Annotated in this window: 24 protein-coding genes and 1 pseudogene; 14 read left to right on the top strand and 11 right to left on the bottom strand. The window is 72.6% G+C overall.

Annotated elements, in window-relative coordinates; genetic code table 11:
* Positions 1 to 706: 706 nt before the first annotated feature.
* Positions 707 to 1,216, bottom strand: coding sequence for a hypothetical protein (locus BLW85_RS08480; protein ID WP_074991733.1), 510 nt, complete (start codon positions 1,214 to 1,216; stop codon positions 707 to 709).
* 401 nt (positions 1,217 to 1,617) lie between these two features.
* On the bottom strand, positions 1,618 to 3,111 hold the full coding sequence (locus BLW85_RS08475) for a recombinase family protein (protein ID WP_074991732.1): 1,494 nt from the start codon (positions 3,109 to 3,111) through the stop codon (positions 1,618 to 1,620).
* A gap of 53 nt (positions 3,112 to 3,164) precedes the next feature.
* On the opposite strand from BLW85_RS08475, the pseudogene BLW85_RS08470 reads away from it, so the two are divergent.
* Together BLW85_RS08470 and BLW85_RS08465 are read left to right on the top strand one after the other, a co-directional pair.
* Positions 3,165 to 4,082: pseudogene (locus BLW85_RS08470) on the top strand (EF-Tu C-terminal domain-related protein); the annotation flags it as partial.
* 49 nt (positions 4,083 to 4,131) lie between these two features.
* Complete coding sequence (locus BLW85_RS08465) at positions 4,132 to 4,977, top strand: spermidine synthase (protein ID WP_074996018.1); 846 nt, start codon at positions 4,132 to 4,134, stop codon at positions 4,975 to 4,977.
* 12 nt (positions 4,978 to 4,989) lie between these two features.
* Here the strand turns inward: BLW85_RS08465 and BLW85_RS08460 are convergent, their stop codons facing one another.
* Both BLW85_RS08460 and BLW85_RS08455 read right to left on the bottom strand, forming a co-directional pair.
* Positions 4,990 to 5,421, bottom strand: a complete 432-nt coding sequence (locus BLW85_RS08460) for an SHOCT domain-containing protein (RefSeq protein ID WP_074991731.1) — start codon at positions 5,419 to 5,421, stop codon at positions 4,990 to 4,992.
* Between the two features lie 127 nt (positions 5,422 to 5,548).
* Complete coding sequence (locus tag BLW85_RS08455) at positions 5,549 to 6,622, bottom strand: DUF8017 domain-containing protein (RefSeq protein ID WP_074991730.1); 1,074 nt, start codon at positions 6,620 to 6,622, stop codon at positions 5,549 to 5,551.
* A gap of 106 nt (positions 6,623 to 6,728) precedes the next feature.
* On the opposite strand from BLW85_RS08455, the gene BLW85_RS08450 reads away from it, so the two are divergent.
* Together BLW85_RS08450 and BLW85_RS08445 are read left to right on the top strand one after the other, a co-directional pair.
* Positions 6,729 to 7,190 carry a DUF4442 domain-containing protein gene (locus tag BLW85_RS08450; RefSeq protein WP_074991729.1) on the top strand — a complete coding sequence of 154 codons (462 nt, stop codon included), beginning with the start codon at positions 6,729 to 6,731 and terminating at the stop codon, positions 7,188 to 7,190.
* A 246-nt stretch (positions 7,191 to 7,436) separates the two neighbouring features.
* A complete protein-coding gene (locus BLW85_RS08445; protein ID WP_074991728.1) occupies positions 7,437 to 8,591 on the top strand; it encodes an endo-1,4-beta-xylanase in 1,155 nt (384 codons plus the stop codon).
* A gap of 103 nt (positions 8,592 to 8,694) precedes the next feature.
* Here the strand turns inward: BLW85_RS08445 and BLW85_RS08440 are convergent, their stop codons facing one another.
* On the bottom strand, positions 8,695 to 9,708 hold the full coding sequence (locus BLW85_RS08440) for a lysylphosphatidylglycerol synthase transmembrane domain-containing protein (protein WP_239697803.1): 1,014 nt from the start codon (positions 9,706 to 9,708) through the stop codon (positions 8,695 to 8,697).
* 220 nt (positions 9,709 to 9,928) lie between these two features.
* Between BLW85_RS08440 and BLW85_RS08435 the strand changes: the two genes are divergently transcribed.
* Positions 9,929 to 10,579 carry a DedA family protein gene (locus BLW85_RS08435; RefSeq protein ID WP_070028262.1) on the top strand — a complete coding sequence of 217 codons (651 nt, stop codon included), beginning with the start codon at positions 9,929 to 9,931 and terminating at the stop codon, positions 10,577 to 10,579.
* A gap of 15 nt (positions 10,580 to 10,594) precedes the next feature.
* Here the strand turns inward: BLW85_RS08435 and BLW85_RS08430 are convergent, their stop codons facing one another.
* Positions 10,595 to 11,122 (bottom strand): gamma carbonic anhydrase family protein, encoded by a 528-nt coding sequence (locus BLW85_RS08430; protein WP_070028260.1) that lies wholly within the window; start codon positions 11,120 to 11,122, stop codon positions 10,595 to 10,597.
* 109 nt (positions 11,123 to 11,231) lie between these two features.
* On the opposite strand from BLW85_RS08430, the gene BLW85_RS08425 reads away from it, so the two are divergent.
* Positions 11,232 to 11,996: an acyltransferase gene (locus tag BLW85_RS08425; RefSeq protein WP_070028258.1), complete on the top strand. Its 765-nt coding sequence runs from the start codon at positions 11,232 to 11,234 to the stop codon at positions 11,994 to 11,996.
* Positions 11,997 to 11,999: 3 nt separating this feature from the next.
* On the opposite strand, the gene BLW85_RS08420 is transcribed toward BLW85_RS08425, so the two are convergent.
* Positions 12,000 to 12,857 carry a DMT family transporter gene (locus tag BLW85_RS08420; protein ID WP_074991727.1) on the bottom strand — a complete coding sequence of 286 codons (858 nt, stop codon included), beginning with the start codon at positions 12,855 to 12,857 and terminating at the stop codon, positions 12,000 to 12,002.
* A 108-nt stretch (positions 12,858 to 12,965) separates the two neighbouring features.
* Between BLW85_RS08420 and BLW85_RS08415 the strand changes: the two genes are divergently transcribed.
* Both BLW85_RS08415 and BLW85_RS08410 read left to right on the top strand, forming a co-directional pair.
* Positions 12,966 to 13,538: a helix-turn-helix domain-containing protein gene (locus tag BLW85_RS08415; protein ID WP_070028254.1), complete on the top strand. Its 573-nt coding sequence runs from the start codon at positions 12,966 to 12,968 to the stop codon at positions 13,536 to 13,538.
* Between the two features lie 43 nt (positions 13,539 to 13,581).
* Positions 13,582 to 14,136, top strand: coding sequence for a YbaK/EbsC family protein (locus tag BLW85_RS08410; RefSeq protein ID WP_074991726.1), 555 nt, complete (start codon positions 13,582 to 13,584; stop codon positions 14,134 to 14,136).
* A 1-nt stretch (position 14,137) separates the two neighbouring features.
* Here BLW85_RS08410 and BLW85_RS08405 read toward each other — a convergent pair whose 3' ends face one another.
* A complete protein-coding gene (locus tag BLW85_RS08405) occupies positions 14,138 to 15,166 on the bottom strand; it encodes a cation diffusion facilitator family transporter (RefSeq protein WP_070028250.1) in 1,029 nt (342 codons plus the stop codon).
* A gap of 61 nt (positions 15,167 to 15,227) precedes the next feature.
* On the opposite strand from BLW85_RS08405, the gene BLW85_RS08400 reads away from it, so the two are divergent.
* Positions 15,228 to 15,590 (top strand): ArsR/SmtB family transcription factor, encoded by a 363-nt coding sequence (locus BLW85_RS08400; RefSeq protein ID WP_244174846.1) that lies wholly within the window; start codon positions 15,228 to 15,230, stop codon positions 15,588 to 15,590.
* 96 nt (positions 15,591 to 15,686) lie between these two features.
* Here BLW85_RS08400 and BLW85_RS08395 read toward each other — a convergent pair whose 3' ends face one another.
* Both BLW85_RS08395 and BLW85_RS08390 read right to left on the bottom strand, forming a co-directional pair.
* Entirely contained in the window at positions 15,687 to 17,330 is a 1,644-nt protein-coding gene (locus BLW85_RS08395; RefSeq protein ID WP_074991724.1) for an APC family permease, read from the bottom strand.
* Positions 17,331 to 17,532: 202 nt separating this feature from the next.
* Complete coding sequence (locus tag BLW85_RS08390; RefSeq protein ID WP_070028244.1) at positions 17,533 to 17,940, bottom strand: CoA-binding protein; 408 nt, start codon at positions 17,938 to 17,940, stop codon at positions 17,533 to 17,535.
* 145 nt (positions 17,941 to 18,085) lie between these two features.
* Between BLW85_RS08390 and BLW85_RS08385 the strand changes: the two genes are divergently transcribed.
* The 5 genes from BLW85_RS08385 (at position 18,086) to BLW85_RS08360 (ending at position 24,490) form a co-directional block, all read left to right on the top strand.
* Positions 18,086 to 18,859, top strand: a complete 774-nt coding sequence (locus BLW85_RS08385) for a hypothetical protein (protein WP_074991723.1) — start codon at positions 18,086 to 18,088, stop codon at positions 18,857 to 18,859.
* Positions 18,856 to 19,389, top strand: a complete 534-nt coding sequence (locus tag BLW85_RS08380) for a SixA phosphatase family protein (protein WP_070028241.1) — start codon at positions 18,856 to 18,858, stop codon at positions 19,387 to 19,389. Before BLW85_RS08385 ends, BLW85_RS08380 begins: the two co-directional genes overlap by 4 nt.
* 210 nt (positions 19,390 to 19,599) lie before the next feature.
* Entirely contained in the window at positions 19,600 to 20,226 is a 627-nt protein-coding gene (locus tag BLW85_RS08370; RefSeq protein WP_070028240.1) for a YigZ family protein, read from the top strand.
* Between the two features lie 107 nt (positions 20,227 to 20,333).
* A complete protein-coding gene (locus BLW85_RS08365; protein WP_074991722.1) occupies positions 20,334 to 21,497 on the top strand; it encodes an exonuclease SbcCD subunit D in 1,164 nt (387 codons plus the stop codon).
* Positions 21,494 to 24,490: an AAA family ATPase gene (locus BLW85_RS08360; RefSeq protein ID WP_074991721.1), complete on the top strand. Its 2,997-nt coding sequence runs from the start codon at positions 21,494 to 21,496 to the stop codon at positions 24,488 to 24,490. Before BLW85_RS08365 ends, BLW85_RS08360 begins: the two co-directional genes overlap by 4 nt.
* A gap of 66 nt (positions 24,491 to 24,556) precedes the next feature.
* On the opposite strand, the gene BLW85_RS08355 is transcribed toward BLW85_RS08360, so the two are convergent.
* The gene (locus BLW85_RS08355; RefSeq protein WP_074991720.1) at positions 24,557 to 24,784 is read right to left on the bottom strand and encodes a hypothetical protein; all 228 of its coding nucleotides are present in this window, start codon (positions 24,782 to 24,784) and stop codon (positions 24,557 to 24,559) included.
* Between the last annotated feature and the right edge of the window lie 8 nt (positions 24,785 to 24,792).

Raw genomic sequence — 24,792 nt, 5'->3', positions numbered from 1 at the left:
CCGCCGAGAGGAGGAGCGGCGCAGAAAGCGGGAGGACCGTCGCCAACTGCGTACGGAATCTCTCCCTACTAAGGTAATGGGGCGCGTGTTCCGTTACCGGAAGAGGCGACCTGCGGTTTTTCGAAAAGCTACAAATAGGCTTTGCGTAGGTTTTACCAAGAGTACCGACCGAGCTTCGATGACTTCTTGCCGGTAACGCTGCGTAGCGCAGACGAGCGCTGCCGTGCTGTATGCCGAAACAGCCACACGCGGCACTAGGAGCCTCTGAGTGCCTACTCGGCACTCGGGGGCCGGTGATCCGTGAGAGCCCCACAGAGAGGCGCTCAGGGTCCTTCTCGGGCGTCCTCCGCCCCGCGCCCCCTCGTCGCCCTCCGTCGGGTGGAGCCTCGACGTCCTCCGGGGCAGACTGAGTGCCAAAGTGTCAAACTAACTGCCATTTCCACTTCTCTCTTAACGCGTGTTAGAAGAGTTAGAACTTAGGGTCAGGTTTGACACTTTTGGAAGAACCCGCAGGTCAGAGGCCGTACAAACCTGGAGCCAGTTTGGCGCCGGTTTGGCTGCGACGGGGGACGACGTAAGGGGTTGGAGGCGTCAGGCACCTTACACGCTCGTGAACGCCTCGCTCCGCTTCCGTCGGTGTCGTCTCCGAGCATGACGAAAGCCGCCTCCTGTCGCCCGGGAAAGCGGCTCTTCGTCACAAAAGTAGTCAGACGGCGATGGGGAGGCCGCTCCTCGACGTCGCGGGGTGGGACAGGCAGCCGGCGTGAAGGGGGACGAAGGCGTCGCCCTGCTCCACGATGGTCAGCTCCTCGACGTCGTTCCACTCGAAGCACCACGCACAGGCTGACTCCTCTCGGCACTCCGCGCACCAGACAACACCCTCAGCGTCGATGTGAGGCTGCGTGAAGTGGTGAACGAGGCCGCAATCGCACGTCACCGCCTCGTCGGCCGTCAGCGGGTCGTGGACGTCGATGCCGGCGAGGAGCGCCTCACCGAGCAGGATCAGGGTGGGGGCGGGTGCGTCGAGCATGGCCTCCAGGTCGTTGGCCAGGTATACGGCAGCGAAGTCCGTCACCCGGTAGTCGGTGTGCGTGGCGAAGACAACCGGGGCGCCCAGCTCGTACGCGAGGTTCCAGGCGACGTGGCGGAGGTGCTCGACGTCGGCGGGGGTGCTGGTGTTACCGAGAACGAGAACGGGGGTGGTGTGTGCGAGCATGGCGGTTCTCCTCCGTGGAGATTGGCGGGAGGCTCGCAGTCCGCCCAGACATTAGGCGAGCCTCCCGCCGCTTGCGTCGGGGTGTGGCTACACCTTAGGCGGTGTGGCTACACCTCCGCAACCCCTTTGGTGTGGCTACACCTCTGCTACGGTTGGTCCATGCCCAACCAGCCGAAGACACCTGTTAGCCGCTTCCGTATCGACGCAGAGCTATGGAAGGCGTTCGGGGACGCGGTTCCGGACGACACAGATCGGTCGGACGTCCTTAGGCGCTTCGTGGCGCACTACTGCCGACGGCCAGGCGCCAAGCTTCCAGAGCGACCGCCGGCCGGACCCTGGAGCGAGCCACCGAGCGAATGACAAGAGCCCCGCCGATACGTTGGCGGGGCTCTTTCGTGTGCCTAGTCCTCTTCCGGTGTCGCCCATTCGATGGTGCATCGAGCGTCTCCGTCGAACGGAGCGCCGCGCCGATCCGCGCGAGTGACCGTGATCTTGTCTATGGCCACTCGTAGGAGGTCCCGGCGCATAGGCAAATCAGCCCCGTTCCACGCCTGTTGTAGAAGCTCGTCATCATCGAACATCGTCAGGTCGACGTTCCGGCCCGTGAGGGCGTCCGCGGTCGCCTGCGCCTCTTTCAGAGTCTCCTCAGCCTCCGCGACGAGGCGCGGGAAGTGTTTCCCCATCGCTCCGTCGTAGATGCCCTTCGCGCGGTCGTTGGCCAGGCGCTCGATGGCGGCCTCAGCCGCCTTTACAGCCGCCAGAGCTTCGTGTGCGGCCTCCGTCTCCTCCGGTGCTGTGAGGGCCGCCCAGCGCTCTGCTACGGCGATCATGAGGGGGTCGCCCGCGGCAACGTCAGCGCTGCTCACCTTCGCCAACCACTCCGCGTATACGTACTCCTCGATGCGCGCTTTCATGGCGGACGCCGGCGCCGGACACGGCTTGCCCATTGCGTGTCCGTTGCAGACGTAGGAGCGTCCGCTCGTCGGCATCTTCGCCCCGCAGCCCGCACACCGAAGAAGGTCGGTCAGGAGGTGGGACGCCTTGCCGACGCGGGACCCCAGTGTACCGCGCTGGTGCCCTGCGTGCACGCGACGGGCCCTGGCGACGAGTTCCGCGGGTACTGGCTCGACTCCGTCAGCGAAGACGCGGACGCGTTCCCCTGCCTCGTTCCGATAGGCCACGGGCCACGTGTACTTGCGGGAAAAGGCGACTACTTGCCAACCCTCGTATACAGGGTTGTGCACGATCCGCCGGACTGTTGAAGCGTTCCACGGACCACCCCTCGGAGATTCCCGGCGGGCCTCCGTTAGGCGTTGGGCTACCGCTCGTGGCGCATGTCCGTCTGCGACGTCGGTGATGAGACGCACCACCGTGTCCCAGTGCTTGTCATGATGGAGCTTGCCGCTCTTGTCTTTCCGCAGGCCGAACGGGGCAGCGCCGAGCCATTCCCCTCGTCGTCTCTGTCCCTGCTTTGTGTCCCGCACTCGGTGGGAAAGAAGGTCAGAGACCGTTTTTGCCCGCTCAGCGTCGCTGATGATCCGTTCTCGGTCGCGCTGCACGGCGCTATCGAGCCGCTCATAGTCGAAGATGATCCGGGCGCCTGAGTCAAGTAGCTGAATGACCGAGCCGGCGCCCTGACGGTCGAACCTATCTACTGCGTAACACCAGAGCGCGGGGACCTCTTTGCGCCTCAGCGCACCCAGAGCTTTGATGAAGTCCGGACGCTTAACGTCCGTCCACGCGCTCAGATTGTCCTTCCAGACTTTCCGCACGTGGTAGCCGTGCTGGTCCGCCCACGCCCTCCCGCGCTCCTCTTGCGTCTTGAAGGTGAGCGCCTCCACGCCTTCACGCGTGATCTTGCTCCTCCGTAGGTAGAGGTCGATCTCCTGTTCCACGTATCCACCCCTCAGCATGCCGAGTGCCAGTATGACAGGGTGCGCGAACCACGTACGTCAAGAACATGGTGACCGGCGCGGCGCAGCTCGACGGGGCGATCCTCGTCGTCTCCGCGCTCGACGGGATCATGCCGCAGACCGCCGAGCACGTGCTGCTGGCCCGGCAGGTGGGCGTCGACCACATCGTCGTCGCCCTCAACAAGGCCGACGGCGCGGGCGACGAGGAACTCGTGGACCTGGTCGAGCTGGAGGTCCGCGACCTGCTCACCGCGCAGGGCTACGCGGGCGACGCGGTGCCCGTCGTCCGTGTCTCCGGGCTGCGGGCGCTGGAGGGCGACCCGCGCTGGACGGCGTCCATCGAGGCGCTGCTCGACGCGGTGGACACCTATGTGCCGATGCCCGAGCGGTATCTGGACGCGCCGTTCCTGATGCCGGTGGAGAACGTGCTGACCATCACCGGGCGGGGCACGGTCGTCACCGGCGCCGTGGAGCGCGGCACGCTGCGCCTCGGGGACCGGGTGGCGGTGCTCGGCGCCGACGGCGTCGAGACCGTCGTCACCGGCCTGGAGACCTTCGGCAAGCCGATGGAGCAGGCGCAGGCCGGGGACAACGTGGCCGTGCTGCTGCGCGGCGTGCCCCGGGACGCGGTGCGGCGCGGGCACGTCGTGGCGGCGCCGGGCAGCGTCACGCCCGAGCGGCGGTTCACGGCGCGGGTGTACGTGCTGGCGGGGCGTGAGGGGGGCCGTACGACCCCGATCACCACGGGGTACCGGCCGCAGTTCTACATCCGCACCGCCGACGTGCCGGGGGAGATCGACCTCGGCGCGGTCGGCGTCGTCCGGCCCGGTCGGACGGCGGAGTTGAGCGTGGAGCTGGGGAGGGAGGTACCGCTGGAGCCGGGCCTCGGGTTCGCCATCCGCGAGGGCGGCCGGACGGTCGGCGTGGGGACGGTCGTGTCCGTCGGCCCGTAGGGTGCGGGACGCGGTCCCGGTGCCGTCCGGGGCGCGTCACAATGAGGTGGTGACCGACCAGATACCCGTGTTCCGCACCACCGATCACGGCGCCGCCAAGCTGATGCCCGACGTCGACCGGGAGCGGGCCTGGCTGCTGACGGTGGACGGGGCGCCGCAGTCGTACGTCGACCTGGACGAGCCGACGTACCTGGAGTTCGAGTACGCGCGGCGCCTCGGACACGCGCTGGACACGGTGGCACCGCGGGGCCGGGCGCTGGACGTGGTGCACCTGGGCGGGGGCGCGCTCACCCTGCCCCGGTACGTCGCGGCGACCCGGCCGGGCTCCCGGCAGGACGTCGTGGAGGCCGACCGGGGGCTGCTGGAACTGGTCGGCGAGTACCTCCCGCTGCCCGAGGGCTCGGGCGTCGCGGTGCACGCCGCGGACGCCCGGGCCTGGCTGGAGGCGGCACCGGACGACTCGGCCGACGTGCTGATCGCGGACGTCTTCGGCGGCTCCCGGGTCCCGGCCCACCTCACCACCCTCGCCTACGCCCGCGAGGCCGAGCGGGTCCTCAGGCGCGGCGGGACCTATCTGGCCAATCTCGCGGACGCGGCGCCGTTCGCCTTTCTCCGCTCCCAACTGGCCACGTTCGCCGCGGTGTTCGAGGAGCTGGCGCTGATCGCCGAGCCGGGGGTGCTGCGCGGCCGGCGGTTCGGCAACGCGGTGCTCGTCGCCTCGCACCGGCCGCCGGACGTCGCCACGCTGGCCCGCCGGGTGGCCGCGGACGCCTTTCCCGCCCGGGTCGAACACGGCGCCGCGCTCACGGAGTTCATCGGCTCCGCGCGGCCGGTCGAGGACGCGGACGCGGTGCCGTCGCCCGTGCCGCCGGGCGGGGCGTTCGGCATCGGCTGATCCCGGCGCGGGTCAGGAATCGGGGCGCCGGCCGCTGAGGACGAGCTGCTTGGCGCGGGCGAACTCCTCCTCGGTGATGCTGCCGTGGGCGCGCATCTCCGAGAGTCTGACCAGTTCGTCGGTGGCGCTGGGGCGTTCGGGCCCCGCCGTGCGGCGGATGTACTCGTCGAACTCGCGCTTGCGCGACTGCGCCTGCTCGACCTCCCGCCGGCCCATGCCCCTGCCGCGGGCGACGAGGTAGACCAGCACGCCCAGGTACGGCAGGACGACCACGAAGGCCAGCCAGCCGGCCTTGGCCCAGCCGCCGAGACCGTCGTCCCGGAAGATGTCGAAGACGACCCGGAAGAGCAGGAACAGCCACAGGATCCACAGCGCGAACCAGAGCATGGTGAAGAAGGCGCTGGCCAGTGGATAGTCGTACGCCAGATGGGTCTGCGCGCTCATGGTCGTCGTCCCTCCGTCCTGTGCGCCCCGGGTGCCGGGCCCCTGTGTGTTCAGCTTGGGCACGGCGGGGCCCGGGGCGCCTCACCCGGTGCGGGTGAGGCGGCGCAGGGGGCGCGCCCGGCGCCGGTCAGTCGGACGTCGGGGTGCCGTGCAGCCGGACCGTGCCGAGGATCTTCAGGACCGTGGCGTCCGGGACCTCGTCCTGCACGCCCTTGGCGCCGTAGAAGTTGAACGACACGTAGTCGTGGGCCGAGTTCTGGAAGCCGAAGGTGAGCGCCTTGCCGTCGCTCGCGCACTTGCCCTTCTGCGGGGTGCCGGACGAGCGTGCCCAGCCGTAACTGCCCTTGATGCCGGAGGCGGTGGTGAAGGGGGTGGCCTTCTTGTCGAAGGTGACGCTCTTCTTGTCCGGCTGGGTGTAGCCGCCGTAGACCCACCAGGCCGGGGTGTTGATCGCTATCTGGTCGGTGCTCTTGGCGCCGCTGGCACCCTTGGTGCCCACGACGGCGAGCGGGGTGTCGTCGGTGCGGCCGTCCTTGTTGTCGTCGGAGGTGCACCACTGAGGCTGGTCCTCGGCGGTGCCCGACATCACGATCAGCGGCTTCCCGCTGGTGGACTTGTGGTCCTCGAAGCCGACCTCCAGATCGGGCGCCTGGGCCTGCCAGTCGGCGGGCACGTCGAAGGCGATGCCCCACTTGGGGTTCACCACGACCTTCCAGCCCGGCACGGTCGGCTTCTCGCTCTCCGTGGCCCGCGGGTTGTCGCCGGAGGACGGGGTGGACGGGGCGGCGCTCGGCGAGTGGCTCGTCCTGTCGTCCGCCTTGTCGTTCTTCGAACCGCCGTTGAGGACCAGGTACCCGGTCACACAGGCGGCGACCACCACCGCGGCGGCCGCGACGATCGCGATCAGCTTCGTACGGCCGCCGCCGTCGCCGCCGCCCTGCGGGGGGCCCTGGATGGGCACCGTGGGCGGCTGCTGCCCCCACTGCGGCTGCTGCCCGTACGGGCCGGCCTGCGGGTACTGCCCCGCCTGCGGCTGCTGCCCGGCCTGCGGGTACTGCCCCGCCTGGGGGTTCTGCCCGGCCTGCGGGTACTGCTGGTATCCGGGCTGCTGGTACGGATTCGGCTGCTGGTAACCCGGCTGCTGATACGGGTTCTGCTGCGGGTTCTGCGCGCCCCCGGGCGGCTGCTGATCTGGCCACATGGCCGACAACACTAGTGCGGCGGCGGCACGGTTCGGTCACGGGATCTCGTCAGGGTGGTCGCGAGGGGGGCGCGGACCTGGTCAGCGCGTTCTACTCGTGAGTAACATGACGGCCATGAGCGCAGACCAGATGTCGATCGGCGAGATGCTCGCCGCCACCGTGCCGATGGCCCGGACGCTGAACCTCCAGTTCCAGGAGACCACCGCCGAGCGGGCCGTGCTGTCCCTGCCGGACCAGGGGGAGTACCACAACCACGTGGGCGGGCCGCACGCCGGCGCGATGTTCACGCTCGGGGAGTCGGCGAGCGGCGCGATCGTGCTGGCCGCCTTCGGGGACCAGCTCTCGCGCGCGGTGCCGCTCGCGGTGCGCGCCGAGATCGCCTACAAGAAGCTGGCGATGGGCGCCGTCACCGCGACCGCGACCCTGGGCCGGCCGGCCGCCGAGGTCGTGGCCGAACTCGACGCCGGGCAACGCCCCGAGTTCCCGGTGACGATCGAGATCCGACGCGCGGACGGCGCGGTCACCGGCGAGATGACAGTCGTGTGGACGCTGCGCCCCAACGGCTGAGACGTCCCGCACCCGTGCAAGGGCCTCCGACGATGTCGGAGGCCCTTCGGCGTTCCTGGTGGTTCGGCTGGTGCACCGCTGGGGCGGGAAGGTTCGAAAGTTTCGGCCACCCGCACTCTGTCGAAGTCGTCGAGGACAAGGCGGTGCAGGCCCATTGACTCGGTGAGATCGCGGGGTCTAGCTTGCAGCTCCGATCGAACAGCGGCCCGAAACTTTCGAGGCCCACTGACTCCCGGGGAGCCCGTCGTGAAGCAACTTCGGCGCAGATCCACGCTCGTCGCCACTGGTGTCGCCGCCCTGCTGCTCGTTCCCGCCGCCGTAGCGGTCGCGGGCAACAACAGCGGACCGGCCGACACCTCCCTGCGGGCGCTGGCGTCGAAGCAGGGCCTGCGGATCGGCACCGCGGTCGACGCGGCCCAGCTGGGCACCAACAAGGCCTACACCGACATCGTCGCCGACCAGTTCTCCGCGGTCACGCCCGAGAACGCCATGAAGTGGGAGAGCGTGGAGCCCAGCGAGGGCGTCCACGACTGGAAGCAGGCGGACCAGCTGGTGCGGTTCGCCCAGCAGCACGGCCAGGCGGTGCGCGGGCACACCCTCATGTGGCACAACCAGCTGCCCGGCTGGCTGACCACCGGGGTCGCGAACGGCTCCATCAGCGACGCCCGGCTGCGCGACATCCTCCACCAGCACGTCACCGACGAGGTCACCCACTTCAAGGGCAAGGTGTGGCAGTGGGACGTCGCCAACGAGGTCTTCGCCAACTCCTGGGACACCCCGCGGGCCGACGGTCTGAACGCCGACGACTTCTGGATCCAGCACCTCGGTTCGGGCATCGTGGCGGACGTGTTCCGCTGGGCGCACAAGGCCGACCCGAAGGCCCTGCTGATGTACAACGACTACAACATCACCGGCGAGGACGGGACCAACGCCAAGTTCCAGGCGGTCTACGACTTCGTCAAGAAGCTGCGGGCGCAGGGCGTGCCGATCGACGGCATCGGCGAGCAGGCCCACCTCGACACCCAGTACGGCTTCGACGCCCGGCAGTACCAGGCCGATCTCCAGGCGTTCGGCGACCTGGGGCTGAAGGTCGCCGTCACCGAGGCCGACGTGCGCACCTTCGTCGACAACGCGACCGACCAGGTGCCCACGGACGCGCTCGCCCAGTACGCCCAGCCCTACGAGTTCTCCGAACTGCTCAAGGGCTGCGAACTGGTCCGCCAGTGCATCTCCTTCACCGCCTGGGGCGTCCACGACGGCGACTCCTGGATCCCGGGCACGTTCAGCGGCGAGGGGTACGGCCTGCTCTACGACGTGAACCTGAAGCCGAAGCCCGCCTACTCCACGCTCCAGCAGGACCTGAAGCTGGCGGCGGGCACCGTCCGCCACGCGGGCGACTGAGCCGCGTCCGCGAGCGGAGGGGCCCCTCGCGAGGGGCCCCTCTCGTCTCCCGTGACCCCGCCGGGCCGGCTCGCCCCGGCGGGGTCGCGCACGGGCGGGGGCGTCAGAGCGCCTTGGCCCGGACCAGTGCCGACAGGACGAGCGCTCCGGGGAGTATCGGCAGCCAGTCGGTGACCAGCCGGTAGCCGATGACGGTGGCGGTCGCCGCGGCGGGCGCGGCGCCGAACGCGGCCAGGGTCCACACCAGCGCCGCGTCCACCGCGATCCCGCCGGGCGCGGGCACGGCGCCCACGGCGGTGCCCGCCGCGAGGAACGCCAGCACCACCTGGGGCCAGGGCAGCCCGAGCCCGAGCGAGGCGCCGACACAGGCCAGCGCCCCCGCCTGCACCAGCGGCATCGCCAGCGCGCCGCCCCACAGGGCCAGCGCCCGGCCGGGCCGCGCGTGCACCGCCCGGACGTCGGCGAGCGCGGTGCGCACCAGTCCGGTCACCGGTCGCCGCAACGGCCGTACGACCGTCAGCAGCACCCCCGCCCCGGTCACGACGCCGCCCGCCACCGCCGCGGCCGGCACCAGCTCGGGCCCGTCCGGCACCAGGTCGGCAAGGCGCCGCCAGGCCGGCGAGACCGCCAGGAAGACGAGCAGCAACAGCGCCTTGGCGGCGGACCTGGCCAGGGAGTAGAGACCGATCGACGCCGTCGCCCGGTCCAGCGGCACGCCCCGCGCCCGCAGGAAGCGCAGGGTGACGGCGTGCGCGCCGAGCCCGCCGGGCAGCACATGGTTCGCGGCCCCCGCGGCGCACTGCGACGCCAGCAGCAACCCGGCCGGCACCCGGTCCGGCAGGGCGCCCTGCCGGACACAGGAGGCCGCCACCCAGGTCAGACACGTGCACCCGGCCCCGGCCAGCAGCCACCCGGGGTCGGCCGCGACCAGCCGCCGCACCCCCTCGGACACCACGGGCCGGTTGGCGGCCGCCCAGCACCCCGCGACCAGCAGCGGGGCCAGGCACAGCGCCAGCCGCACCGGCCGGGCGGACATCGGCGCCGGCGAGCGGGCGGGGGCCGCGGGCCCGGCAGCGCAGGGCGCGGCGACGGAGGAGGTCGGGGACGGTGAGGACACGGGCACGCCGTCCTTCCGCGCGGGGCCGGGAGGGAACCGCCGGGAACCTTCCCCCGTTGTATGACACGAGGGTGTCCTGGAACCCAATGGCCGGGGGCGGGGCGGTGCCGTCGGGCGCACGCGCGCCATCGGCCGTTCACCACCTACCGGGTAGCCTTCTTTGGGGAGCGCTTTACATACCGCGCTCCGGGCAAGGTCAGCGACAGGGGAGGACCCGGCGGTGCACGTCCAGGAATGGCTCGACTCGGTGCCGGCGGTCGCCGTCTACGCCGTGGTGGCCCTGGTGATCGGCGTCGAAAGCCTCGGCATCCCGCTGCCGGGCGAGATCGTGCTGGTCTCCGCCGCGCTCATGTCCTCCCAGCACTCCCACATCAACCCGCTGATCCTCGGCGCCTGCGCGACCGCGGGCGCGGTGATCGGCGACTCCATCGGCTACGCCATCGGGCGCAAGGGCGGCCGGCCGCTGCTGGCCTGGCTGGGCAAGAAGTTCCCGAGGCACTTCGGCGAGGGGCACGTGGCCACCGCCGAGCGCTCGTTCCAGAAGTGGGGCATGTGGGCCGTCTTCTTCGGCCGCTTCGTCGCCCTGCTGCGCATCTTCGCCGGCCCCCTCGCCGGCGTCCTGCACATGCCCTACTGGAAGTTCCTGATCGCCAACGTCCTCGGCGGCATCTGCTGGGCCGGCGGCACCACGGCCGCCGTCTACTACGTGGGCGTGGTCGCCGAGGGCTGGCTCAAGAAGTTCTCCTACGTGGGCCTCGCCGCCGCGGTGGTGCTGGGCCTGGCCACCATGCTGGTCGTCAAGCGCAGGGCGAAGAAGGCCCAGCAGGAGCTCGCGCACAAGGAGCCGGAACCCGTCAGCGCCGGGGACTGAGCCCGCCGGGGCCGGCTACTCGTGCACCTCGCGATGCGCCTGGGCCAGCCCGGCGTACAGCGTGCCGTTCAGGGTCAGCCCCTCCCGCTCCTCGGCGGACAGCTCGCGCCGCACCTTCGCGGGCACCCCCGCCACCAGTGACCCGGCCGGCACCACCATCCCCTGGGGCACCAGCGCCTGCGCGGCCACCAGGGAACCCGCCCCGATCACCGCCCCGTTGAGCACCGTCGCCCCCATCCCGATCAGGCAGTCGTCCTCCACGGTCGCCCCGTGCACCACCGCGTTGTGCCCGATGGACACCCGCTCCCCGATGCGCACCGGGAACCCGGGGTCGGCGTGCAGCGTGACGTTGTCCTGCACGTTCGCCTGCGCCCCCACCGAGATCCGCTCGACGTCCCCGCGCACCACCGCGCCGTACCAGACGCTCGCCCCCGCGCCCACGGTCACGTCCCCGATCAGCGAGGCGTTCGGCGCCACGAACGCCTCCGCGTCCACCTCCGGTTCCTTGCCGCCGATCGCCACGATCAGTGCCCGCCGCGTCATCATCGTCTCCTCGTGTCCGTAGGTATCCCGCACGGTACGACAGCGGGTGGGGCAAAGATCACAGCGGTCCTCCCTCCGCGCCGAGGCGACCCGTGAGTAACGTGACCCCGTGCCGAAGCGCAAGAACACGTTCTCATCCTGGCGCCGTGGCCTCGCCCAGCGTGCCGTCCACCAGGCATGGGCCTGGGTCCAGCGCACCGGCTCCGTCACGGCGGAGCATCCGGGCAGCCTCCGCTTCGGCGCCATCGGCGAGGCCACCCGGCTCGCCTTCCCGCTCGGCACGGTCTTCGGCGAGCCCTGGATCCGGCTCGGCTCCCACTGCATCATCGCCGAGCAGGTCACCCTGACCGCGGGGCTGATGCCGGACCTGGACCTCGGCCCGGAGCCCATCCTGCGCATCGGCGACGGCGTCGTGCTCGGCCGCGGCAGCCACGTCATCGCGGACACCACGGTGACCATCGGCCGGGACTGCTACTTCGGGCCGTACGTCTACGTCACCTCCACCAACCACTCCTACGACGATCCGCACGAGCCGATCGGCCGGCAGTGGCCCCGCATGGAGCCGGTGGAGATCGGCCCCGGCTGCTGGATCGGCACCGGAGCGGTGATCCTGCCGGGCGCGCGGATCGGCCGGAACGTCGTGGTGGCCGCCGGGGCCGTGGTACGCGGTACGGTGCCCGACCACGCCGTGGTGGCCGGCGCCCCCGCCAGGGTCGTACGGCGCTGGACGGCCGAGGACGGCTGGCAGCCGCCGCTGCGCACCCCCGCCCCGGTGCCGATCCCGGACGGGACCACGCCGGAGCAGTTGCGGGCGCTGGCCCGGCTGGACGAGTCCGCGGTGGCGCGGCTGGCGGAGCTGGACGGCGAGGGCTGAGGCTCAGCCGGTCGCCAGCAGCACCGTGCCCAGCAGGGCGAGGCCCGCGCCCGCCGCCTGGATCGCGCGCAGCCGCTCGCTGAGGAAGCCGCGGGCGGCCAGCGCGGTCACCACCGGGTAGAGCGAGGCGAGCACGGCGGCCACCGTGATCGGGCCGTGCTGGGCGGCGATCGCGTAGGTGCCGTTGGCCGCGACATCGGCCAGGCCGACGAAGGCCAGCGCGGGCAGCGAGCGGTAGGGGAAGCCGCTCTGCGGCACGGCGGCGTTGCCGCGCCGCAGGGAGGCGGCGAGTGCGGCCCCGCCCACCGCGACATTGGTCAGCCGCTGCACGAACAGCGCGAGGAAGAGACCGGTGACCGTGGTGGAGGCCTCGGCGATCAGGGCGAACACCGTGCCGAAGCCGAGCGCCGAGACCAGGGTGAGCAGGACGGTGCGCCGCTCCACGGGCGCGCCGCGCAGTTGCGGGCCGCCCGCGAGGACGACCCCGAGGACGGCGACCGCGATGCCCGCGAACTGGAGCAGCCCCGGCCGCTCGCCCAGGAACAGGCCCACGCCGACGGGGACCACGACGCTGAGGGTGGCGAGCGGCGAGACGACGCCCATGGGGCCGAGGGCGAGGGCCTTGTAGAAGGAGAGGAGCGCCACCGGGCCGACCAGGCCCGCCGCGAACGCGAACCAGAGCCGGGGCCCGGCCTCGCTCCAGGCACCCGTGGCCACGACGACCGCGCCGAGCACGGCCGCCGCGATGCCCTGGGAGACGACCACCACCGTCAGCGCGGGCGTACGTCGTGTCAGCAGCCCGCCGCCGAAGTCGGCCAGCCCCCACAACAGGCTGGTGATCAGGGCGAAGAGGGCGGTCACGGTGCCTCGCAGTACAGTTCGTCGGACGGAGGGGCGCGCTTCACCGTAGTTCAACGTCTTGGACTGCGCCATCCAAAAAAATGAACTATCTCGGATATTGGACGGAACGTGTCTGACCTCGAACTGCTGACCCAGTCACTGGCGCGCAACGTCAGGCACTGGCGTTCGGTGCGCGGCTTCACCCTGGACGTGCTCGCCGCGCGGTCCAACGTCAGCCGGGGGATGCTCATCCAGATCGAGCAGGCCCGCACCAACCCGAGCATCGGCACCATCGTCAAGATCGGCGACGCGCTCGGCATCAGCGTCACCACCCTGCTCGACTACGCGCGGGGCCCCAAGGTGCGCATCGTTCCCGCCGAGCGGGCGGTACGGCTGTGGCGGTCGGAGTCCGGCAGCCACAACCGGCTCCTGGCGGGCACCGAGGCCCCCGGCCCGCTGGAGTTGTGGGACTGGGTGCTGATGCCGGGCGACCAGAGCGTGGCGGAGCCGCACCCGCCGGGCACCGTCGAACTCGTCCATGTCATCGACGGCGAACTCACCCTCACCGTCGAGGGCGAGGACCACCGCGTACCGACCGGCGCCAGCGCCACCTTCGAGGCCAACGTCCCGCACGTCTACGCCAACCGCGGCGACGTCCCCATGAAGATGATGATGGCGGTCTCCGTGCCGCCCGTGCAGTGAGACGCTCCCGCGTCCGCCTCCGGAGCCTTGTTAGCGTGCGGGCATGCGCGCACCCATCGGAAACTTCGAGACCGCGACCCCGGTGCCGGACTGCCTGGACGAACTGACCGCCCCGGTGGCCGACGCCGTACGGAACTGGCGGGCGGGCATCCCCGCCGACCGCGTCCTCTATGTCGACACCGACCCGCGCTGGGCCGACACCGCCGTCTTCCTCGAGCACTACGGCAGCGATCTGACCGAGCGGTCGGCCAACTGCGTGGTGGTCGCGGGCAAGCGGGGCGGCGAGACCACGCTCGCCGCGTGCCTGGTGCTGTCCACCACCCGGGTCGACGTCAACGGCGCGGTCCGCCGCCAACTGGGCTCGCGCAAGGCTTCGTTCGCCCCGATGGAGACGGCGACCGGCGAGACCGGCATGGAGTACGGCGGCATCACCCCCATCGGACTGCCCGCCGACTGGCCCCTCTTGGTGGACACGGCCGTCGTCGACCTGCCCTACGTCCTGGTCGGCAGCGGCCGGCGGCGCGGCAAACTGCTGGTGCCGGGCAAGGTGTTCGCCGAGCTGCCCGGGGCGGTCGTGCTGGAGGGGCTCGGCGTCTGAACTACGGCGTGAGGTGATGGGCGAGGGCGAGATGCGGGTCCCGCTCGCCCGGCACCGGCGCCGGATCGGCGTGCACCAGGGCGGCGGTCAGCCGTGGCAGGGCGTGCAGCAGGGCGTGTTCGGCCGCGACGGCGATCGCGTGCGCCTGCCGCAGCGTGGCCTCGCCGTCCACCACCACCGCGAGTTCGGCCCGCAGCCGGTGCCCGATCCAGCGCAGCCGCAGTTCGCCCACCGAGCGCACCCCCGGCACCGCCAGCGCCGCCCGCTCGGCCCGGTCCACCAGGGCCGGGTCCACGGCGTCCAGCATCCGCCGCAGCACCTCCCGCGCCGCGTCCCGCAGCACCAGCACGATCGCGGCCGTGATCGCCAGCCCGACGACCGGGTCCGCGAGGTGGAGGCCGAGGGCGGACCCGGCGGCGCCCAGCAGCACGGCGAGCGAGGTGAAGCCGTCGGTGCGGGCGTGCAGCCCGTCGGCGACGAGCGCGGCCGAGCCGATGCGCCGGCCGACCCGGATCCGGTACCGGGCCACCCACTCGTTGCCCGCGAAGCCGACCAGCGCGGCCGCCGCCACGGCGGGCAGGTCGGTGACCGGACGGGGGTCGAGCAGCCGGCCGACGGCCGCCCACGCGGCGAAGGCCGCCGAGGCCGCGATCGTCAGCACGATCACCAGCCCCGCGAGGTCCTCGGCACGGCCGTAGCCGTAGGTGAACCGCCGGTTCGCGGCCCGCCGCCCCAGCACGAAGGCGATGCCGAGCGGTACGGCGGTCAGCGCGTCGGCGGCGTTGTGCACGGTGTCGCCGAGCAGCGCGACGGACCCCGAGACGGCCACCACGGCCGCCTGCGCCAGCGCGGTCGCGCCCAGCACGGCCAGCGACACCCACAGCGCGCGCATCCCCTGCGCCGAGGACTCCAGCGCCGCGTCCAGTTTGTCGGCGGTCTCGTGCGAGTGCGGGGTGAGCAGATGGGCCAGGCGGTGGCGGAGCGAGGAGGTGCCGTGCTCGTGCGGGCCGTGCTCGTGGTGATCGCTCACGGGAGTCCCCTTCCGGGTGGGCGCGGTGGACGCGGAACGCCCACGGGGACATTATGTGCGTATGAGCGCACGCATGCACCTGTCAACTGCGCACCCTGCGCAGCAGCGCACACCGGGCGACGAACAGTTCGCGCTCGCCGCCGAACTCCTGGCCCTCCTCGGCGACCGCACCCGCCTCGCCCTGCTGCACGCCCTGGCCTCGGGAGAGGCCGACGTCACCACCCTCACCGAGACCTGCGCCGCCGCCCGTCCCGCCGTCAGCCAGCACCTGGCCCGCCTCCGCCTCGCCGGCCTGGTCGACACCCGCAAGGAGGGCCGCCGGGTGATCTACTCCTTGCGCCACGGCCATCTGCGCCGTCTGGTGGACGAAGCCCTGAAGACCGCCGACCACCGGCTCGCGGAGACGCAGCGCGGGGGAGGGTGAGGGCGTGACGCGGGGGCGGGTGCGGGGCGGTGCCCGGAAGACGGCGGTGCCCCGGCGACCGCGGGCGGTCGGCGGGGCACCGGGCGGGGAAGCCGCTCAGTGGGTCGGCGCGTCCGTGACGACGACCTCGTCGATGCTGCGCTCGATCGCCTCCGTCGGGGACGCGGTGGCCTTCGCCCAGTAGTAGACGACGAGCGAGAACGCCGCGACGACCAGCATGTCCCAGTACAGCGGTATGTTGCCCTGGCTGCCCTCGCCGAAGCCGCCCTGCCAGGAGATCACGCCGATGCCCAGCAGATACGCGGGCAGCCACTGCGCGGCCTTGAAGTCCATCCGGGGCGCGTCCGGCCTGCCCTTGGCGTTGGCCCACCAGGCGTAGGAGCCCAGCAGGACGTAGCCGAGCAGGATGGCGAAGCCCAGCCGCCACAGGGTGTCCCAGCCGCTCCAGTAGATGATCAGGTTGGCGATCACGAAGGACGCCGGCGCGACGACCTTGCCGGCGGGCAGCCGGTAGGGGCGCTCGAAGTGCGGCAGGCGGTCGGCGAAGACGCCGTAGGCCAGCGGCGCACCCGCGTACATCAGCACGCTCGCCGAGGTGATGAAGCCGACCAGCTTCTGCCAGCTCGGGAACGGCAGGAAGCAGAGGATGCCGGTGACGAAGGTGACGATGAGACCGATCCACGGCACACCGCGCCTGTCCGTCCGGGTGAGCCCCTTGGGCGCGTAGCCGTTCTTGGCCAGGCCGTAGGAGACGCGCGAGGTGGCGGTGGTGTAGATCAGGCCGGTGCCGGCGGGGGAGATGATCGCGTCGACGTAGAGCACCCAGCCCAGCCAGCCGAGGCCCACCACGGTCGCGAGGCCCGCCCAGGGGCCGCTGATGCCGGCGTAGGCCAGCTTCGCCCAGCCGTGCGCGAACGAGGCGTGCGGCAGCGCGGCGATGAAGACGATCTGGAGCAGGATGTAGATGCCGGCGCCGATGGCGACCGAGCCGAGGGTGGCGCGGGGCAGGTCCCGCTTGGGGTTGCGGCTCTCACCGGCCAGCTGGATCGCCTGCTCGAAGCCGAGCAGCGCGAAGATGATGCCGCTGGAGCTGATCGCGCCCAGCATGCCCTTGGCGCCGAAGGGGGCGAAGCCCTGCGAGGTGAAGTTGGAGACGTGGAAGTTGCCCACGGCGATGATGAAGATCGCCGCGAGCGGGATGGCGATCTTCCACCAGGTCGCGGCGCTGTTGGTGTGCGCCAGGGCGCGGACGCCGAAGAAGTTGACGCCGACGAAGACGGCCATGAGGACGATGGCCGTCACCACACCGCTCGTGGTCAGCGTGCCGTCGGCGTCCTGGAGGCCCTGGGCGAACTTCCAGTGACCGGCGTAGCCGATCATGGCCTCGACCTCGATGGGGGCCACCGTGGCGGCCTGGAGCCACGAGAACCAGCCGAAGGACATGCCGGCCAGGCCGCCGAAGGCGTAGTGCGGGTAGCGGGCGGTGCCGCCCGCCACCGGGAACATGCCGCCGAGCTCGGCGTGCACCAGCGCCAGCAGGACGATGGCCACCGTGCCGATCACCCACGAGATGATCGCCGCGGGGCCGGCCACGACGACGGCCTTCTCGGCGCCGTACAGCCACCCGGAGCCGATGATGGAGCCCACGGAGGCCCACATCAGGCCGATGAGTCCGACGTCGCGGCGCAGACCCCCGGTGTCACTGACGGCTACCGGTGCAGCCTGGTCGACTTTCGCCATGTCACGTGGCCTCTCAGATCGTAAACGCAGGTTTAACGAGGAAGGAGGCCACAGGCTAGGAACGCTTTCCCTGTCGGCAAAAGACCGCTTACCAAAACTTGACTCAGGATCTTGCCGGTCTTGAGGACAGGGTTTTCACAGCTCATCCGCTGTGCGCGAATGTCAATATTCAGCGAAGAATTGTGATGAAGAAGTGCTGACACTAGGTCAAGCGGGGAATTTCGATTGCCGGGCAGCGGTCCATCACCATGTCCAGACCGGCCTCGCGGGTGCGCGCGTACGCGGCCTCGTCGACGACACCGAGCTGGAACCAGACCGCCCGGGCGCCCTTCGCCACGGCCTCGTCGGCCACCGCGCCCGCCAGCGAGCTGTTGACGAAGACGTCCACCACGTCGACCTCGAAGGGGATGTCCGCCAGGCAGGCGTACCCCCGCTCGCCGTGCACGGTCTCCGCCTTCGGGTGCACCGGCACGATCCGCTTGCCGAACCGCTGGAGCACCTGCGCCACACGATGGGCGGGCCGGGCGGAATTGCCGGACAGACCGACCACCGCCCAGGTATCGCCCAGTTCGGTCAGAATCCTGCGAACTGTCGCCTCATCGCCGTACACGTCCGCCTCCTTTGTGGTGTGGGATGTTCTCCGCTGCCGTCAACCGGCCCCGCGGGACACGGATTCCCCGTTACCGCCCCGCCACGGTGTCCGGAATCGGCGCGCGGTACCCGCGCACGGCCGTCCGCGCGCCTACGCTCGCCCCGTGCTGCGCATCCTCGACGCCCGAACCGGTGCACCCGTCCCCGCCGCGCCCGCCCGGCGCGGCGGCCTGACCCGCATCGAGGCCCGTGCCCCGGGGCCCGGCCTCACCTCGCTGCGGGTGCTCCTCACCGCCGACCTCCTCGCCCGGGCCCTGGAACTGAACGGCACCCAGGCCTGGCCCACCCTCGCCACCGCGCTGCCCGGGGAACTCCGCGCCGCCGCCGACGCCCTCGCAGTCCGCCCCTTCGAGGAGGCCCGCGGGCTCGCTCCCGGCGCGGGCGGACCGGGCGCGGTGCTGGTGGTGGCGGAGGGCGAGGGCGCCGCGTGGCCCGGGGACGGGCCGGTGGTCCTCGTCGCACCGGCGCTCTGGGCGGGACGCCCGCCCGGGGCGGGCGAGGCCGCCTGCGGACCGGCCCCGCTGCCCGCGCTCCTCGCCGACCCCACCGCCCTCCGGCTGGCCCTGCTCCGCGTCCCCCGCGGGCAGACCGCCCGGCTGGACGAGGCCGCGCTCGGCGCCGCCGCCGAGCGGCTGGCGGGGTGGCGCGGGGCCGTGGCCGGGTGGGCCCGCTCCCCCTCGCGGCCGGTGCCCGAGGCGGTGCGGGCACGGCTCGCGCGGGCCTGGGAGGACGACCTGGACACGCTGGAGTTCCTGGACGTGCTCGGGGACGTGGAGGCCGACCCCGAGGTGCCCGACGGCGCCCGGTTCGAGACCTTCGCCTACGCCGACCGGCTGCTCGCCCTCGACCTCGCCCGCGACCTCGGGGCCCCGGCGTGAGCTCCGGTCCGCTGCGCCGGCTCGTGGTGCTCCGGCACGCCAAGTCCGCCCGGCCCGAGGGCGTGCCCGACCACCGCAGACCGCTGGCGCCGCGCGGCCTGCGGGACGCCCCCGCCGCCGGCCGCGCCCTCGCCGAGGCCGACCTCCTGCCCGACCTCGCCCTGTGCTCCACCGCCGTACGCGCCCGGCAGACCTGGCAGCTGGCCTCCGCCGAATGGGGAACGCCGCCCCCGGTGCGCCACGAGCCCCGGCTGTACGCGGCCGACGTGCCCGCCCTGCTGGCGGTCGTGCGCGAGACGCCGCCCGAGGTGGAGACGCTGCTCCTCGTCGGGCACAACCCGGGCCTCGCGGACCTGGTCCGCACGCTGGCCGGGGACGGCCTCGACGACACCCTGGACCGGCTGCGCGCCAAGTTCCCCACCTCCGCGATCGCCGTCCTCGCCTGGCACGCCCCCGGCTGGCCGGCCCTCGCCCCCGGCGCCGCCCTGCTGACCTGGTTCCGGGTGCCCCGGGGCGGGAGCCGTACCTAGGCCCTGTCGTCAGACTCCCGCCTGCCTCGCGACGCCATGCACGCACTCTCGCCGCACCGGGCCCAGACCCGAGTACGCCCAGTACGAGGGTCAGGCCCCGGCACGCCGAGAGCACGCACCTGACGCCGCGCGGCCCGCCCTCCGGGCGGACGGCGGGAGTGTGGCGACAGGTCCTATAGGGCGCCCGCCGCCTGCGCATAGGGTGGGTGGATGCAGGACGAGTACCGCACAGTCGCCCACGCGGGCGTGCACGAGACCGAGATCAACCGTTCCCGCTTCCTGTGCGCCCTCGCCCCGGCCGCCACCGAGCAGGAGGCCCAGGACTTCATCGCGGCCGTCCGCAAGGAGCACGCCGACGCCACCCACAACTGCTGGGCCTACGTCATCGGCGCCGACGCCCGCGTGCAGAAGGCCAGCGACGACGGGGAACCGGGCGGCACCGCCGGCGTCCCCATGCTCCAGATGCTGCTGCGCCGCGACATGCGGTACGTCGTCGCCGTGGTCACCCGCTACTACGGCGGCGTCAAGCTCGGCGCCGGCGGACTCATCCGCGCCTACGGCGGCGCCGTCGGCGAGGCCCTGGACGCGCTCGGCACCCGCACCCGGCGCCGCTTCCGGCTGGCCACCGTCACCGTCGACCACCAGCGCGCGGGCAAGCTCCAGAACGATCTGCGCGCCACCGGCCGCGAGGTCCGCGACGTGCGCTACGGCGAGGCCGTCACCATCGAGATCGGCCTGCCGGACGCCGACGTGGACGCCTTCCGGGGCTGGCTCGCCGATGCGACCGCGGGCACGGCCGCCCTCGAACTGGGCGGCGAGGCCTACGGAGATGCCTGACTAGACGGGGTAAAAAGGACATAACGCATTTGTGGCGTGCCGGGTATGACGGATGGTGCGCGAGCGGCCGGCCGGGCTGTCGTACCCGGCCGTTAGTCTCGGTGGTCATGAGACTCCTGCACACGTCCGACTGGCACCTCGGCCGGGCCTTCCACCGGGTGAGCATGCTCGGCGCCCAGGCCGAGTTCATCGGTCACCTCGTCGCCACCGTGCGCGAGCGCGAGGTGGACGCGGTGCTCGTGGCGGGAGACGTGTACGACCGCGCGGTGCCCCCGCTCGCCGCCGTCGAACTCTTCGACGACGCCCTGCACCGCCTCGCCGCACTGGGCGTGCCCACCGTGATGATCTCCGGCAACCACGACTCGGCCCGCCGCCTCGGCGTCGGCGCCGGACTCATCGACCGCGCTGGCATCCACCTGCGCACCGAACCGTCCGCCGTCGCCACCCCCGTGGTGCTCGCCGACGCCCACGGCGACGTCGCCCTCTACGGCCTGCCCTACCTCGAACCCGCCCTGGTGAAGGACGAGTTCGGCGTCGAGAAGGCAGGACACGAGGCCGTCCTCGCGGCCGCCATGGACCGGGTCCGCGCCGACCTCGCCACCCGCCCGGAGGGCACCCGCTGCGTCGTCCTCGCCCACGCCTTCGTCACCGGCGGCGAGGCCAGCGACAGCGAACGCGACATCACCGTCGGCGGTGTCGCCGCCGTACCCGCCGGGGTCTTCGACGGCGCCCACTACGTGGCCCTCGGCCACCTGCACGGCTGCCAGACCCTCACCGAGCGCGTGCGCTACTCCGGCTCCCCGCTCGCCTACTCCTTCTCCGAGGCCGACCACCGCAAGAGCATGTGGCTGGTCGACCTCGGAGCCGATGGCACCGTCCGCGCCGAACGCCTCGACTGCCCGGTGCCGCGCCCGCTGGCCCGCGTCCGCGGCACCCTGGAGGAACTGCTCGCCGACCCGGACCTCGCCCGCCACGAGGACTCCTGGATCGAGGCCACCCTCACCGACAGCGTCCGCCCGGCCGACCCGATGGCCCGGCTCGCCGAGCGCTTCCCGCACACCCTGAGCCTCGTCTTCGACCCCGAGCGCGCCCCCGACGACCCCCGGGTCTCCTACGCCCGGCGCCTCGCGGGCCGCAGCGACCAGCAGATCGCCCGGGACTTCGTCGCCCACGTCCGCGGCGCCGGACCGGACGAACGGGAGAGCGCGATACTGCGCGAGACCTTCGACGCCGTCCGCGCCGACGCGGCCGTACGGGAGGTGGCCCGGTGAGGCTGCACCGGCTCGACATCACCGCCTTCGGTCCCTTCGGCGCCACCCAGCACGTCGACTTCGACGCGCTGTCCGCCGCCGGCCTCTTCCTGCTGCACGGCCCCACCGGCGCCGGCAAGACCTCCGTCCTGGACGCCGTCTGCTACGCCCTGTACGGCTCCGTCCCCGGCGCCCGCCAGAGCGGCACGGGCCAGGGCATGAACCTGCGCAGCGATCACGCCGAGCCCGGCACGCGCACCGAGGTCCGCCTCGAACTCACCGTCGCCGGACGCCGGCTCGAGGTCACCCGGCAGCCGCCCTGGGAGCGCCCCAAGCTGCGCGGCAAGGGCACCACCGTCGACAAGGCCCAGACCTGGCTGCGCGAGTACGACGCCACGGCGGGCGCCTGGAAGGACCTCAGCCGCTCCCACCAGGAGATCGGGGCCGAGTTCGAGCAGCTGCTCGGCATGAGCCGGGAGCAGTTCTGCCAGGTCGTGCTGTTGCCCCAGGGCGACTTCGCCCGCTTCCTGCGTGCCGACGCCGAGGCCCGCGGCCGGCTGCTGGGCCGCCTGTTCGACACCCAGCGCTTCGCCGACGTCGAGAAGCGCCTCGCCGAACGCCGCCGCGCCGCCGAGGCCCGGGTGCGCGAGGGCGACGCCGCCCTCCTCGCCGACGCCCACCGCATGCAGCAGGCCGCGGGTGACGCCATGGAGCTGCCCGAGCTGGCGCCCGGCGACCCGGGACTCGCCGAGGCCGTGCTCGGCGCCGCCGCCGTCGCCCGCACCACCGCCCGGGAACGCCTCGCCGTCGCCCACAGCCGCCTGGCCGCCGCCGAGTCCGCCCACGCCGACGCCCGTCGCGCTGTGGACGAGGAACGTGAACTCGCCCGGTTGCAGGGCCGCTTCGCCGAAGCGCGGCGGCGCGCCGAACGGCTTGAGGAGCGGGCCGGCGACCATCGCGAGGACCAGGAGCGCATGGCGCGTTCCCGCAAGGCCGAGCAGGTCGCGCCCGCGCTCCAGCTGCGTGAGGAGGCCGAGCGGGAGCACCGCGGGGCGGACGCCGCCGAGGCCCGCGTCCGGAGCGCGCTGCCCGGCCCGCTCGCCGACGCCGACGCGAGCGCGCTGGCCGCCGCCGCCCGCCGCGCCGCCGAGGAACTGGGCGGCCTGGACGCCGCCCGGCGCGCCGAGCGGCGCCTTGCCGAGGTGACCGCCGAACGCGCCGGGCTCGACCGCCAGGAACGCGCCGACGAGGACGTGCTGCGCGAGGCCGACGCCTGGCTGGCGGGCTGGGACACCGCACGCGCCGACCTCCAGACCCGCATCGACACCGCCCAGGAGGCCGCCACCCGCGCCGAACAGCTCGGCGTCCGCCGCGATCCGATGCGGCGGCGCCTGGCGGCGGCCCGCGCCCGGGACGCCCTCACCGAGGAGCTGGAGACGGCCCGGCGGCGGGCCCAGGACGCCGGACAGCGCGCCCTGGACGCCCGCGCCCACTGGCTCGACCTCAAGGAACAGCGCCTGACCGGCATCGCCGCCGAACTGGCCGCCCACCTCGCCGACGGCGAGCCGTGCGCGGTCTGCGGCGCCACCGAACACCCGGCGCCCGCCCGCAAGGTCGCCGGGCACGTGGACCGCGCCGCCGAGGAACAGGCGCACGCCGCCTCCCGGGAGGCCGACCGCCGGCACACCGAGGCCGAGCGGGGCGTCGCCGCCGTACGCGAGTCCCTGGCCGCCGCCACCGCCGAGGCAGGCGAGACACCTGTAGGTGAACTCGCCGCCGAAGCCGACGAGTTGGAGCAGGAGTACGCCCGCGCCCGGCAGACCGCCTCCGGGCTGCACGCCGCCCACGAGGAGCTGCGGGGCGCCGAGCAGGAGCGTGAGCGGCGCCTCGCCGAGCGGCAGCAGGCCGCCGTACGGGCCGCCTCACGGCTCACCCGGCGCGAGGCGCTGGACCGCGAACAGTCCCAGCTGGAAACGGAGTTGGCCCAGGCCCGCGGCACCGCGGAGAGTGTGGCCGCGCGCGCCGCCCAGCTGGAGCGGCAGGCGGAGCTGCTCACCGAGGCCGCGGAGGCCGTACGCGCCGCCGAGGACACCGCCCAGCGCCTGAAGAGCGCCGACGCCCGGCTGGCCGACGCCGCCTACCGGGCCGGGTTCGCCACCCCCGAGGCCGCGGCCGCCGCCCTGCTCACCGACGACGGGCACCGCGAACTGCAACACCGCCTGGACGCCTGGCAGTCGGAGGAGGCGGCCGTGCGCGCCGTGCTCGCCGAGGCGGACAGCGCGGCCGCCGCCCAGCGGCCGCCCGCCGATCCGGCCGGCGCCGAACGGACGGCCGCCGAGACCGAGCGCCGGCTGCGGCAGGCCGTCTCCGCCCGTGATGCCGCCGACCGCTGCCGCGCCGAACTGGACCGGCTGTCCGCCCGTGCCGCCGAGGCCGTGCGCCGGCTCGGACCGCTGCGCGAGGAGTACGACCGGGTCGCCCGGCTCGCCGCCCTCACCGCGGGCACCGCCGCCGACAACGAGCGCAGGATGCGCCTGGAGTCGTACGTGCTCGCCGCCCGTCTGGAACAGGTCGCCGCCGCCGCGACCGTCCGCCTCCAGCGGATGTCCTCCGGCCGCTACACCCTCGTCCACTCCGACGACCGCAGCGGCCGCGGCCGCAGCGGCCTCGGCCTGCACGTGGTGGACGCCTGGACCGGGCGCGAACGGGACACCGCCACCCTCTCCGGCGGCGAGACCTTCTTCGCCTCCCTGGCCCTCGCCCTCGGCCTCGCCGACGTCGTCACCGACGAGACCGGCGGCGTCCGCCTGGACACCCTTTTCATCGACGAGGGCTTCGGCAGCCTCGACGACCAGACCCTGGACGAGGTCCTCGACGTCCTCGACGGCCTGCGCGAACGCGACCGCAGCGTGGGCATCGTCAGCCACGTCCCCGACCTGCGCCGCCGCATCCACGCCCAACTGGAGGTCGTGAAGGGCAGAACGGGGTCGACGCTGCGGCAGCGGGGGGTCTGACGGCGATCAGACACTGCTCGGTCCCGTCTTGACGCAGACAGCGGGCTCAACCCATGAGGATCGCCGTCAGTAGTAATCCTCCTGCTTTCGCATGTGCCCTGTGGGCTCGATCTCGTCGCGGAGGAACGTATACACCTCGTCCTCTCCGTCGAGCAGCACGGCGTAGGCGGGCGGAGTCGCTTCATCAGGCGGCTCTGTGATGCCGAGGATGCCTCCCAGCTTGCCCTCGAGCCGGGGGCTGCCGGGGGCCCGGAGCACACGCACTTCTGCGAAGAAGGGGAGGGGGTCCGTCATGGTGCATT

This window comes from Streptomyces misionensis (genome assembly GCF_900104815.1).
GTDB classification, from domain to species: Bacteria; Actinomycetota; Actinomycetes; order Streptomycetales; family Streptomycetaceae; genus Streptomyces; species Streptomyces misionensis.
This window is presented reverse-complemented; position numbering and strand designations above follow the sequence as displayed.

Bases quoted from the DNA above. Each gene is read 5' to 3' on its own strand.
- BLW85_RS08450 (WP_074991729.1), top strand. From the start codon at position 6,729: ATGACGGCCATGAGCGCAGACCAGATGTCGATCGGCGAGATGCTCGCC.
- BLW85_RS08455 (WP_074991730.1), bottom strand. From the start codon at position 6,622: ATGTGGCCAGATCAGCAGCCGCCCGGGGGCGCGCAGAACCCGCAGCAG.
- BLW85_RS08460 (WP_074991731.1), bottom strand. From the start codon at position 5,421: ATGAGCGCGCAGACCCATCTGGCGTACGACTATCCACTGGCCAGCGCC.
- BLW85_RS08400 (WP_244174846.1), top strand. From the start codon at position 15,228: ATGAGCGCACGCATGCACCTGTCAACTGCGCACCCTGCGCAGCAGCGC.
- BLW85_RS08370 (WP_070028240.1), top strand. From the start codon at position 19,600: ATGCAGGACGAGTACCGCACAGTCGCCCACGCGGGCGTGCACGAGACC.
- BLW85_RS08355 (WP_074991720.1), bottom strand. From the start codon at position 24,784: ATGACGGACCCCCTCCCCTTCTTCGCAGAAGTGCGTGTGCTCCGGGCC.
- BLW85_RS08395 (WP_074991724.1), bottom strand. From the start codon at position 17,330: ATGGCGAAAGTCGACCAGGCTGCACCGGTAGCCGTCAGTGACACCGGG.
- BLW85_RS08410 (WP_074991726.1), top strand. From the start codon at position 13,582: ATGCGCGCACCCATCGGAAACTTCGAGACCGCGACCCCGGTGCCGGAC.
- BLW85_RS08480 (WP_074991733.1), bottom strand. From the start codon at position 1,216: ATGCTCGCACACACCACCCCCGTTCTCGTTCTCGGTAACACCAGCACC.
- BLW85_RS08365 (WP_074991722.1), top strand. From the start codon at position 20,334: ATGAGACTCCTGCACACGTCCGACTGGCACCTCGGCCGGGCCTTCCAC.
- BLW85_RS08430 (WP_070028260.1), bottom strand. From the start codon at position 11,122: ATGACGCGGCGGGCACTGATCGTGGCGATCGGCGGCAAGGAACCGGAG.